This window comes from Paenibacillus paridis (assembly GCF_006345825.1).
Lineage (GTDB): Bacteria > Bacillota > Bacilli > Paenibacillales > Paenibacillaceae > Pristimantibacillus > Pristimantibacillus paridis.
On sequence record NZ_VCIX01000092.1, the window covers coordinates 199,937 to 212,331 of the forward strand.

Here is a 12,395-nt window from a genome sequence, read left to right on the forward strand (position 1 = left end):
TATTGGTGCTTACAATCTACCGTACAGGAACATATGGGCATCAGTCTGCTTTGCGTCGACTGGCTGAAATCACCGTTTTTGCGTAAATGTCATTTGAGCGACAACATGGTCATTCCAGCATTAGCGCTTCCTATCGCAATCAAGTAGCATGATTTATATACAGATATGGAAAATACTTGATGATAAATAAAAAGAGGAGGGCTTGAATGGAAGCTAAAGGCTTGATTCATGAGTTATTCGAACAGCAAGTCGAACGGACGCCGGACCGTGAAGCCGTTAGATTTCAGGGGGAATCCGTGACCTATGCGGAGCTAAACCGCCGCTCGGACGCGCTGGCTCAGCGGTTGCGGCGCAGCGGCATCGGACCCGACAAGCTCGTTGGGATTGGCATGGAGCGCTCAATCGAAATGGTAGTCGCCTTATATGCCGTATTGAAGGCCGGGGGCGCTTACGTGCCGCTCGACCCGGATTACCCCAAGGACAGGCTCGCTTACATGGTCAAGGACAGCCAGGTGGGGCTCGTGTTGACACAGCGCCAATTTAGCGGTCTTTTCGATGAGCTTGAGGGAGACGTATGGATTGCGGACGAGTTAGACTCGGTGCTGCAGGAAAACGGAAAAGGAAGTGATAACGGGACAGCTCGCACGCGGGACGGCCATTTGGCTTATATGTTTTACACCTCGGGATCGACGGGGCGGCCTAAAGGCGCGATGAATACCCATGCCGCCATCGTCAACCGGCTTCGTTGGCTTCAGAAAACATTCGTAATGGGGGAGAATGACAAGCTTTTGCAAAAATCGCCGTACAGCTTCGATGTATCGGTGTGGGAGTTTTATTGGCCGCATATGTGTGGCGCGTGTCTCGTTATTGCAAAGCCGAAGGGGCATCTGGATAACGCATATTTATGGGAGATAATCAAGAGTGAGCAGATTTCGTTTGTGCAATTTGTTCCTACTATGCTCCAAACGTTCCTGAGCGCGGATCAATGCGAGGATTTGCCGTTCCTCCGCCATGTGTTCCTATGCGGCGAGCCGTTGACCCCTACGCTGAACGAACGGTTCTGTTCTCTGATGTCGGCGCAGCTTCATAATTTGTACGGTCCGACGGAAGCCGCCGTTTTCGTTACCAATTGGACCAGCGACCGTCAGCCGGAACGGACTGTTATACCGATCGGCACAGCCATTGCCGAAAACGCCATGTACGTGCTGAACGACCGCTACGAACATGTCGCCCAGGGAGAAACGGGGGAGCTTTTCATTAGCGGAATTGGACTTGCGCGCGGCTATGCTGGCAGGCCCGATCTAACGGCTGAACGATTTGTTCCCAACCCGTACGGAGGGGAGCCAGGGGCGCGCATGTACCATACCGGGGACCTCGGGCGATGGCTTCAGGACGGCAATCTGGAATGTCTTGGACGTAACGACGACCAAGTTAAAGTGAGGGGCTTTCGCATCGAACTGGGAGAAATCTGCTCAGTGCTGGAGCAGCATGTCGGCGTCCGTCAAGCCGTGGCGGTTGTGCGCGAGGACCAGCCGGGAGACGAGCGCATATGCGCTTATTTTATACCGGATCATGTTTACTCGCCCTCGGTCAGCGAGCTCAGGGGCCATCTGCAGCAGACCCTCCCGGATTATATGATTCCATCGTATTTCGTTGAAATGGAGACGTTTCCCCTGACGCCAAGCGGGAAAACCGACCGGAAGCAATTGCCGAGCCCGACCCTGTCGCGGCTCATGATCGCTCATGCCTTCGTGCCGCCGGAAACGTTCATTCAGAAGGAGCTAGCCGTTATTTGGTCACAATTTTTCAGCTTCGATCAAATCGGAGTAGACGACGATTTTATCGACCTGGGCGGACATTCGCTCGTCGCGACGCAGATCTTGGTACGCTGCGGCGATGTATTCGGTGTTAAGGTGTCACTCAAGGACATGTTGACCCGGGGAACGACGATTCGGGCGCTTGCGTCTATCATTGAAACCGGCTTACTCGAGGATACCGACGATGCCGAACTGAACGCGATGCTGGGCGAGCTGGAGCATTTGTCCGAAAAGGAAATCGAGGAGCTGCTCAAGTGAGGGGCGGCAGAGTGACGGGAGGATAATATTTGTGGCAAATTTTGTTCTGAGCACGCACATGACCAATGGCGACGTATTGCCATTTCTAAGGCTGGCTTCGGCGCTTCGGAGGCGCGGGCACAAGGCGACGCTTGTTACGCATGGAGCGTTCAAGCCGCTCGCTGATAAGGCCGGCATCGCGTTCAGGGGCATCGACGAACCGGAGGAATATACCGAGATCATGAAGGACCTCTACATGATGGAGGACCCTTTGAACAAGCCAGATCTCTACGAAGCGTATCAACGAAAGTATTACTCCATGGAGAAGTTTCGGAAGGAATACGATATGTTGACCGAGCTGTGTCGGGAGGAGCATTCTGTCCTCATCTGCAAAGAAAGGGACGGCTTTGTCGCGATGATCGTATCCGAGATGATGGGGGTGCCTATCGTTACCGGTGTATTGGCTCCAAACTACGTGACGCAGCTCCATATTTGGGAGGAGCTTGGCCTCGACTTCGCCATATCGCTCATCAACAAGTTTCGCTGCGACTTGGGCTTGTCGCCTGTCGCCAACTGGACGTCATGGATGGGGGCCGTTAACAAAAACGTCGGCTTCTGGCACCAAAGCTTCGATGAGGCGGTGGAGGCGCCGACATGGGCGCTGAAGGTGGAAACCGTCGGATTCCCGCTGGCGGACGATACCGAATACGAACCATTGCCCGACGGCTTGCTGTCATTTATTGCGGCAGGCGAGCCCCCGCTGCTCATCACAGGCGGCACCGGCAAAATGATAAAGCCAAACTTTTACCACGCCGCGATCGAAGGCGTCAAAGCTTTCGGAGGGCGAGCGATACTCGTTACTAGGCACGAGGAATTCATTCAGGAAGAGCTTCCGGACCATATCGTCTGGTACAAAATATTGCCGCTGGCGGGCGTTTATCCGCTTGTCGGAGGCGTCATCCACCACGGCGGCATCGGTACGATTACGGGCGCGATGGCTTCGGCCGTTCCTCAGCTCGCGCTGGCGGCCGATACGGATAGGCCGGATAACGGAATGCGGATCAAGCATCTAGGCATCGGCAATTATTTGCCCCCGCTGCAGTGGCAGCCGGAGTTAATCGCAAACGCCATAAAAGGCATGCAATCCCCACTGGTAAAAGAGCGCTGCCGACAGTTGGCGAAGGTGCTGGAGGAGCACGATACGATGGAGGCGGCTTGCGCGGCCATGGAATCCGTTGTCGGGCGACCGGAATTCGCCATTGATTCCGCGGCATTGGAAAAAGACTATGACTCGTCGAGGCTCACCGCGGCATCCCGCGATGATAACGCGGTCGCCAGAAGCCGGGCTAAGGCGGCCGGCGGCCGTGAGATGTCGGCAAGCAAGCGTTCCTTGCTCGCGCAGCTCCTGGCTCAGCGCCAGCTTGGAAAAGCGCCGTTTTCCGCAAAGGGGGCGCTACATGAGTAAAATCATCGAGAGCCTGGAGCAAATGTCGAAGGAACGGCGCATCCTGCTCGCGCTGAAGGCCAAGCAGCAAAAGGCAAAGGCGGAAGCAGATTCGTCGGCCATTCCGAAGCTGCCCCGCGAGCCGGGACCGAACCGATTTCCGTTATCTTTTCCGCAGCACCGGATCATGTTTTTCGAAGAGCTTATGCCTGGCACCGACCGCTACAATTTCGCTAACGGCTATACGTTGATCGGCGAGTTGGACGTCGCGGCCTTGCATATGACCTTGAATGAAATCGTCAAGCGGCACGAAATCATGCGCGCCGTCATCGCCTACGAAAACGACGAATATGTACAGATCATTGCTCCGGAGCTGACGATCGATCTGCCGGTCGTTGTCATGGATGACGAAACCAAGGTTTACGAGCGGATGGAGAAAGAAGCAACGGTGCCGTACGATTTTCTGAACGGGCCGCTCGTCAAGGCTATGCTTTTTCGCATGGGGGCAAGCAAACACGTCCTCGTCTGGATGACGCATCATTTGATATACGACGGCTGGTCGGCGGACGTGTTCGACGAGGAGCTTGCGGCGATCTACCGCGGCATCACGACGGGCGAAACGCCAAATCTTCCGGAGCTGAGCATTCAATATCCGGATTTTGCTGTTTGGCAAAGGGAATGGATGAGGGGAAAGGAGCACGAGAACCAGCTGCGTTATTGGATGGAAAAGCTGACGCCTCCCCCGGCGACCTTGGACTTGCCGACCGACTATCCGCGGCCATCGATCCAGGTGGAGCGAAAAACAGGCTTTTTCAGCCTTCGACTGGCTGCGTCGTTCTCCGAGCGAATCCGGGAAAGGGGCAAAGGGCTCGGATGCACGCCGTTTGTTCTTTTGCTGGCCGTCTATAAGGTGTTGCTTGCAAGCTACAACGGAAAAAACGAAATTGTAGTGGGCACGCCCATGGCCAATCGCGGAAAGAGGGAAATCGAAAAGCTGGCCGGTTTTTTCGCCAATACGCTTGCCCTCCGTTCCTCCGTCGATATGACGGGAACCTTCCGCGACTTCATGCTCTCGGTGCGCGATACGGTTATGGAAGCCAACGACCATCAGGATTTGCCGTTCGACCGTATCGTGGAAGTGATGAATCCGGAGCGAGTCAACGGACATTCCCTGTTTTTCGACACGATGTTTCTATTCGAGCGCCACGGCCAGGCGATGGTGAATTTGCCCGGCCTGGAAATATTGCCGTTTGTGGGGGATCGGACGCGGGGCGGCGTGCTGGATTTGACGATGACGATATTCGAAAATATCCGGTCCGGCATGGAAGTTACGCTGACGTACAGACCCGACTTGTTCCGCGAGTCGACGATCTCTCGAATGGCGGAGCATTACGTGACGATCCTGGAGCGGGTTTTGGAAGACGCCGAGCTGCCGCTATATGCCGCCGCGGCATTGTCCGAGCCGGAAATGGAAAAGGTTCTGACTGAATGGAACGCCTCGCGGTCGCCGGTGTCCGATGCGCTGCCCCATCTCTTGGCGGAGCGCCAGGCGGAGTTGACGCCGGAAGCCGCCGCGGTTTACGGCGAAGGCGGAACGCTGACTTATCGCGAGCTGAATGAACGGGCTAATCGCCTGGCTCATTACCTGAGGGAACGGAAGGTGGGACGCAACGAGACGGTGGGGCTCTTTATGGAGCGCAACGCCGACATCATCGTTGGCATGCTCGGTATTCTAAAGGCGGGAGGCGCCTATGTGCCGCTGGATCCCAAATTGCCGGGCGAACGCTTGCGGCTGATCGCGCGGGAGGCGGAGGTGTCGGTCATTGTGACCGAAGAAGCCATGGCCGCATCCGCTTTTTGGATAGAGGATACGGAAGCCGCGCCTACGGGCTATGGGATTGTGTCGCTTGACGGGGAGCGGGACGCCATTGACCGCGAAGGGAGCCATAATCCGTCAATCATCGCGAGGCCGGACGACTTGATGTATGTGCTGTTCACTTCGGGATCAACGGGCAAGCCCAAAGGGGTGGCGGTAACACATCGCAACTACTCCAATTACCTCGAAGGGATTACGGGAAGGCTTGCTTTGGGGAAAGGCTTGCACTATGCCATCGTTAGCACGCTGGCGGCCGATCTCGGCACGCCGATGATCTGGTGCGCGTTTGCCACGGGAGGCGCTTTGCACGTCATCCCGTACGAGCGGGCTGCCGATCCCGACGCGTTTGCGGCTTATTGCGAAGCGAATCCGATCGACGTCATGAAGATCGTCCCGAGCCATATGGAGGCGCTGCTTGGCGTAGCGGTCCCCGCAGCCGTCGTGCCTCGCGAGGTTTTGATATTGGCGGGCGAAGCCTCGCATTGGGGAACCGTCGCCACGATTCGCCGCCTGCGGCCGGAGTGTCGGATTCAGAATCATTACGGTCCCACGGAAACGACCGTATCCGTTCTGGCTTACGATGTCCCTTATGAGGTGGGCGAGCAGGATCACCATGCGGTGCTTCCGCTGGGACGCCCGATTCCGAACGTGCCGGTATACGTGTTGAATGCTTATCTTCAGCCGGTGCCGCCAGGTGCCATCGGCGAATTGTACATCGGCGGAAGCGCCGTCACGAGGGGGTATTACGGCAGGCCGGACTTGACGGCGGAACGGTTTGTGCCGGACCACCTTACCGGCAGGTCCGGCGCCCTTATGTACCGGACTGGCGATCTTGTCCGCCACTTGCCAAGCGGGATTATCCAATTTATTGGGCGAATGGACCAGCAGGTCAAAATTCGCGGTTACCGGGTGGAGACGGGGGAAATCGAGCAGGCGCTGCTTCAGGCCGAAGGCGTGCGCGACGCCGTGGTGGTTGTGCGCGAGGACGAGCCAGGCGATAAACGGCTGGTTGCCTATTTGGTGCCCGCGCAGCGTTCGGCGGATGACCCCGAGCCAGGGGAAACGACGGGCACGCGGCTTGACGGAAGCATAATACGCAAGCAGCTCAAGAGTATTTTGCCCGAATACATGCTTCCGTCGGCCTTTGTTGAAATGGATCGCTTGCCGTTGAACGGCAACGGAAAGTTGGATCGTGCGCTGTTGCCTGCCCCAAGCGCCGACAACCGCGCAGGAGAAAGCCAATACGCGCCGCCGCAGACGAAGGAAGAGCGGGAAATCGCCGGGGTTTGGCAGGAGGTGCTCGGCTTGGAGGGAATAGGCGTCGATAACGACTTTTTTGATCTGGGCGGCGATTCGTTCAAGGCGATCAAGGTCGTGCGCAAGATGGGCAGCGCGTTCGGGGTCATGGACTTGTTTCAATACTCCACCGTGCGGGAGCTGGCCGAGCATCTGGCGTCCGGAACGAAGCGAGGCGACGACCTGCTCATTGAATTCAAGAAGGCCTCCACCATCGGAGGCAAAACGGTGACGCTGGTTTGCGTGCCGTATGGCGGGGGCAGCGCTATCACCTTTCAACCGCTTGCCAAGGCGCTGCCCGCTAACTTTGCGCTGCATGCGGTAGAACTACCTGGCCATGATTTCAGCCGACCTGAACAGCTCCAGGCGAGTCTGGAGGAGACGGCTTCCCGGATCGCCGAAGAAATCCGCAGCAAGGCGAAGGGAGAAGTGTATCTCTACGGACACTGCCTGGGCGGAGCGATGGTTTTGCGTACCGCGTTTATGCTGCAGGAGAGCGGTTACGATGTGAACGGCGTTTTTATGGCGGGTACTTTTCCCGGAGCTCGTCTACCATTCAAGCTGACGGAATGGTGGCATACTCTGTTCCCTCGCGAGAAGTGGACGTCCGACAAGTTCGCCCGCGACATGCTGCGCGCCTTCGGCGGGTTCGACGACGAAATCTCTACGGCTGAGCAAAAATTCGCGCTTCGCAACATGCGTCACGACGCGCGCGAAGCCGAGGACTATTACACGACACTGTTTGCGCTGCCGGAGAGGCCTAAGCTGAAGGCGCCAGTGTCGTGCATCGTGGGCAGTGCTGACCGGATGACCGAATTTTACGAGGAGCGGTACGAGGAATGGCGGGATTTCAGCCATGATGTGCGTTTGCATGTGGTGGAGCGTGCCGGCCACTACTTCCATAAGCATCAGGCCGATCACGTTGCCAAAATTATGTCGCAACAAATCCGCCGATGGGACGAAGAAAAGGAAGACGCGCCGATTCGGAGAACGGAGCGGCTTACGGACTCCGAGGGGCTGAGTGCCGCGGCCGCACCGGTTAGGGATCAAGCGGCGAAGGACGTGCAGCCAAGCGTCAAATCGTTTCTGCTGGTGACGCTGTGTCTGATCATCGCAACGATCGGCACGTCGCTGACCGGCTTCGCACTGGGGATTTGGGTATACGGTCGGACGGGCTCGATTGCGGATTACGCGACGATATCGCTGTACGCCATCTTGCCGACCTTGCTGCTGCTCCCCATTGCCGGTGCGGTAGTGGACCGTTACGACAGACGGAAGGTTATGCTTGCGGGCCAAATGCTGGCACTTTGTTCCGTTATTTTCATCGCCACGATGATTTATCTGGATGCGCTTTCGTTGTGGGCCATTTACTTGGCGGCGGGTCTGGGGTCTATTGCAAACGCCTTTACGATGCCGGCGTATCAGGCGGCCACTGCGCAGCTTATTCCTAAGAGGTATTTGGGACACGCCAACGGATTGGGACAGCTCGTCATGTCGCTGAACGGGATTATGGCTCCCGCGATGGGCGGAGCTTTGGTGGTTTTGGTCGGCTTGCAGCGCATCGTCTTGATCGATCTTGTGCTGTTGAGCGGATCCATTCTCATTTTGTCCCTGCTCCGTTTCCCGAACCTGATGTTCAAAAAACGGGAGGAGCCGATGATTAAGGAAATCATCGGGGGCTGGAAATACATCGTTAACCGTAAGAGCCTGGTCGCGATGGTTGTTTTTTTCATTGTCGTCAACTTCTTCATGAGCTTGTACAACGTTTTGACCACGCCCTTTCTCATGCAGTTCATGACAGCGGACAAGGTTGGTTTGGTCATCGCCTTTGAAGGAGCGGGACTTCTGATCGGTTCGATTCTGATGACGATTTGGGGCGGATTCGACCGAAGAGCGGACGGCATGGTTGGCTTCGTCATGCTGACGGGACTGTCGATCGCGGTCGTAGGCATCTATCCTTCGCTCGCTACGGCAGCCGTCGGGCTGTTTGGCTTTGGTATGGCGCTTGCGCTCATCAACACGCATTGGTTGGCGCTCATTCAGACAAAGGTCGGACTGGAGCTTCAGGGACGCGTTCTGGCCACGAATCAGGTCATGGCCTTTAGCATGAGACCGCTCAGTTTCCTTTTGGCAGGTCCGCTCGTCGCATCCGTATTCGCGCCTCTTGCGTCGTCGTTGCCAAGGGGCATTTCCGAAGCTGGATTGTTCGGCCCCGCCGGCGGAATGGGCTTGCTGATTACGGGGATAGGACTGATCTTGTTCATTTGGGCCGTAATGGGAATGAGTTATCCCCAGCTTCGCCACATGGAGACGATATTGCCGGATGCCGTGCCTGACGCGTTTATCATCCGGGACAAGGATCAATTGCAGAACCGTGCCGATCGTCAAATGGGCGTCGGAGCGTAAAAATAATGGAGGAGGTTAAGCGTATGGTCGATGGAACAATTGAAATGAAGCAAGAGTCTCATTACAAGGTCGTCGTCAACGAGGAGGAGCAATACGCCCTGTGGCCGCTCGCCATGGCGAACCCGGCTGGTTGGAGCGATGCAGGTAAAACCGGCACGAAGGAAGAGTGCATGACTTACGTCAATGAAGTCTGGAGCGATCTGACGCCGCGCAGCCTTCGGCTGACATGAGAACGACCCCGGCAATCTACGCGGTACGGATGAATCCCCAGAACACGCAGCAGGACTGCGAGCGCATAGCACGCTGGGCTTCGCTCGTGCCGGAGGACAGAGCGCTCCGCGTCTCCCAGTTCCATCATTGGCAGGATCAATGGCGATCGCTTGCCGGCGATATGTTGGTCCGGTATGTGCTGCGCGTTCAATTCGGGCTGGTTGCCGCAAGGCTTCAGTTTGTTAAAAACGCGTATAATAAGCCTTATCTCCGTGGAAACGAGGTGCAATTCAACATATCCCATTCCGGGGCATGGACGGTTGCGGCGTTTCATACGGAGTCCATCGGCATCGATATCGAGGTAATCGGAAAGGCGGATATGGAGCTTGCGCGCGCCATGTTCGCCACCAGCGAATACGAGGCATTGAGCAACCATTCCGCGGAAGGCCGGGACCGGCTGTTTTATCGGATCTGGACAGCCAAAGAAAGCTGTATAAAGGCGGTGGGCAAAGGTTTGTCGATCCCGCTGGACTCGTTCAGCGTAGTGCAGGAGGGAAGCGTCTCCCTTCCTGGCACGGTCGCCGAAGCGGCGGGAGCGGAAAATATGGGCGCGGAAGCCGTGGGGGCCTCAGCCCCTCCGATGCTTCGATCCGCCGTGAAAGGCCAAACGCCGGAGTTATGCGGCTGGCATTTACGACAGTTCGAGCTGGAACCGGACTATATGCTGACGGTGTGTTCCGCTACCGATTGCTGGCCTAGCCGTATATTTGTGGTGAATGCGGACAGATTGCATTAACAATTGACGGTCCAATTTGGCCGCAATGCTGACTATGCTGTATTTGATCTCTTCTGTCGAGCCCGCGACAACAACCTAATGCTCCGCGGATGGCGGGAGGACGGTCGGATACAGCAAGAGGTACAAAATCAGCAGGAGCAGGCGTACGTGGAGAAACGGTGGTGGAGACAACAGATCCTTTACAATTGGCTTTGTAGTGTCTCCTTCGTTTCTCGAGTAGCCTCAATGGTTGAAAATAGTGGTGCCGATGGAGAAATTGTAATGGAAGCTGATTGGAAGCGAATAAAACCATACACTTCTGCATTGCCAGAATGGAGACTAAGTATCGAGCGAACGCTTATAGCGAGAAATAAATAAAGGGAATAAACCGATCCAGCGCTCAGGCTGATATCGGTTTTTTACATGGGCTTGTGTCCATAATGTCAAAAAATTCGACAATACCGAGGAAGATTTAGAGGATCTAATCTCCATCGGCACGATTGGATTAATCAAAGCGATCGAGAGCTTTTAGACCGGGAAAGGCACGAAGCTCGCGACGTTCGCGGCTCGCTGTATTGAGAACGAAATACTTATGCATCTGCGTTCTTTGAAAAAGACGTGCAAGGACGTATCGCTGCACGATCCGATTGGCACGGAGGCTGATGATATCGTGGATAAGGTGCAGCTGAAGATTGAGAAGAGCAAGATTTAAAAAAATCTTGATATATTGGATGACCGTGAGAAGGAAGTTGTCATCGGACGCTTCGGGCTGGAGCATGGCGGGGATGAGCGGACGTAGCGGGAGATTGCGAAGGAGCTGGGGATTTCGCGCAGTTATGTTTCGCGGATTGAGAAGAGGGCGTTGATGAGGCTTTATCATGAGTTTTATAAGGCGAAGCGGTAAGACTGATTTAAGCTCATACAGAACATCCGATTTTATTGATTGTTTGTAATAGGGAAACGAGATCTTATTTCAATAAATGAAACCAAATGGCAGAGATGTCGTTTGGTTTTTTACTGTTTACTTACTCGATACATGTGCAGTGCTGTGTGTCGCTCGAAAGGAAGTAGTAGTTTGGAAACTCATTTACCTGTTTATTTAAGAAAAGTGTATTTAGCATTCGGGTTTCTGTGTTTGTGATGGCCAACCGAGTCGAACGAAAGAAGTGGAGGCTAAGGGGCCCCATCAGTGAGATGATTGTTCAGCGTATGGTTTATCTTATGGTTGGGCTGGTCCACGAAACTGACCAGGCCAATCCGGAGAGAAATGTTACGATTCAGGGAAAAGATATATTCTGGTTGCCGTTGATGTGGTGAAAGCGCGAACACTTTTTATATATGGCGCAATCTATCAATCTAAATTAGAAGTAATACTTGGTAGGCTTTTGACGAAGAAGAGTTAGCTGTCATGGGAGATAGTAGTTGCATCTGGATATTTGGACCAAGGCATCGTTGCATGTGACGACATTTGTAATTAGGGGGTAATGGCGTGAATGTAAAATCCGTGCAGCCGGTCAGTGATTATTTCAAAGCAATGCAGTAATTTAAGGACACTCGCGCTACGAAGGGTCAGTCGCATTTGGCATCTGTTCGAAATATACTCATGCTGGGCAAGAAGCTGCGCACCGATGATATGGACTACTTACAGCGACATGATTACAGTCTTTATGATCAAGTAATGAGCATCTCGATGGAACGCTAAGCGTATGAGGACGCATTGCAACATAGTCGGAGCAAAGCGGATGCAGATTGCCAGACAACTAAAGATGAGTGGTTCCGAGGAGCTGTTGATGCGTTTGAACACGATTAAAGAAGCCCATCGCTAGTTCATACGATCGAGCAAGTATGCCTCACTGAGGTCAGATGGGGCGTAACCGCCAGTATTGTAACGGATGATAAAACAAGCAATAAGAAGCGTGATTAAGCAGCGACCATATAGGAGCGAATCAGGCTTTCGAAGTTGAAGATATATGTTTTATATTGTGAAATGTTAGTGTTTGTAAAGAGCAGGTTGCTAACCTTAATCGACAGGAGGAGTGCGCGAATAAACGTTAGTGGAAGCAGTAACGGTTATTCTGAACAGGCTGACGCCAATGAAAAAGTAAGTTCTAAGGGCACACGAAACGAGCGCAAGCGGCTGTCGAATTCATTCATACGCTACATCAGCTTGTAGTAATCGAATGAGTGATATCAGTTCAGCTTCAGGGTACCCCTCGATGATTTTTCAATTGTTGTGTGTTTAGCAGCATCAGACCGGAGATTTTCTTTTTAAAATAGAAGGAGACCCTTCCGGTTGGATATTGTCCAGCCGGAAGGGCCCGCATTTTTCTGTTT

Annotated in this window: 6 protein-coding genes and 1 pseudogene; all 7 read left to right on the forward strand. The window is 54.4% G+C overall.

Annotation, left to right across the window (positions count from 1 at the left end):
• The first annotated feature begins 206 nt into the window (after positions 1-206).
• The 7 genes and pseudogenes from FJQ58_RS23080 (at position 207) to FJQ58_RS33250 (ending at position 11,763) form a co-directional block, all read left to right on the forward strand.
• The gene (locus FJQ58_RS23080) at positions 207-2,075 is read left to right on the forward strand and encodes a non-ribosomal peptide synthetase (RefSeq protein WP_139997175.1); all 1,869 of its coding nucleotides are present in this window, start codon (positions 207-209) and stop codon (positions 2,073-2,075) included.
• Positions 2,076-2,106: 31 nt separating this feature from the next.
• Positions 2,107-3,519 carry a glycosyltransferase gene (locus FJQ58_RS23085; protein ID WP_139997176.1) on the forward strand — a complete coding sequence of 471 codons (1,413 nt, stop codon included), beginning with the start codon at positions 2,107-2,109 and terminating at the stop codon, positions 3,517-3,519.
• 184 nt (positions 3,520-3,703) lie between these two features.
• Positions 3,704-9,076: a non-ribosomal peptide synthetase/MFS transporter gene (locus FJQ58_RS23090; RefSeq protein ID WP_238404422.1), complete on the forward strand. Its 5,373-nt coding sequence runs from the start codon at positions 3,704-3,706 to the stop codon at positions 9,074-9,076.
• A gap of 23 nt (positions 9,077-9,099) precedes the next feature.
• Positions 9,100-9,306: an MbtH family protein gene (locus tag FJQ58_RS23095; protein WP_139997178.1), complete on the forward strand. Its 207-nt coding sequence runs from the start codon at positions 9,100-9,102 to the stop codon at positions 9,304-9,306.
• Entirely contained in the window at positions 9,303-10,082 is a 780-nt protein-coding gene (locus tag FJQ58_RS23100) for a 4'-phosphopantetheinyl transferase family protein (protein ID WP_139997179.1), read from the forward strand. Before FJQ58_RS23095 ends, FJQ58_RS23100 begins: the two co-directional genes overlap by 4 nt.
• 415 nt (positions 10,083-10,497) lie before the next feature.
• A pseudogene (locus FJQ58_RS32625) lies at positions 10,498-10,965 on the forward strand (sigma-70 family RNA polymerase sigma factor); the annotation flags it as partial.
• A gap of 675 nt (positions 10,966-11,640) precedes the next feature.
• Positions 11,641-11,763, forward strand: coding sequence for a hypothetical protein (locus FJQ58_RS33250; RefSeq protein ID WP_274382339.1), 123 nt, complete (start codon positions 11,641-11,643; stop codon positions 11,761-11,763).
• Positions 11,764-12,395 lie beyond the last annotated feature (632 nt).

Excerpts from the sequence above, each read along its gene's own strand:
- FJQ58_RS23080 (WP_139997175.1), top strand. The coding sequence starts at position 207 with ATGGAAGCTAAAGGCTTGATTCATGAGTTATTCGAACAGCAAGTCGAA.
- FJQ58_RS23090 (WP_238404422.1), top strand. The coding sequence starts at position 3,704 with ATGCCTGGCACCGACCGCTACAATTTCGCTAACGGCTATACGTTGATC.
- FJQ58_RS23095 (WP_139997178.1), top strand. The coding sequence starts at position 9,100 with ATGGTCGATGGAACAATTGAAATGAAGCAAGAGTCTCATTACAAGGTC.
- FJQ58_RS23100 (WP_139997179.1), top strand. The coding sequence starts at position 9,303 with ATGAGAACGACCCCGGCAATCTACGCGGTACGGATGAATCCCCAGAAC.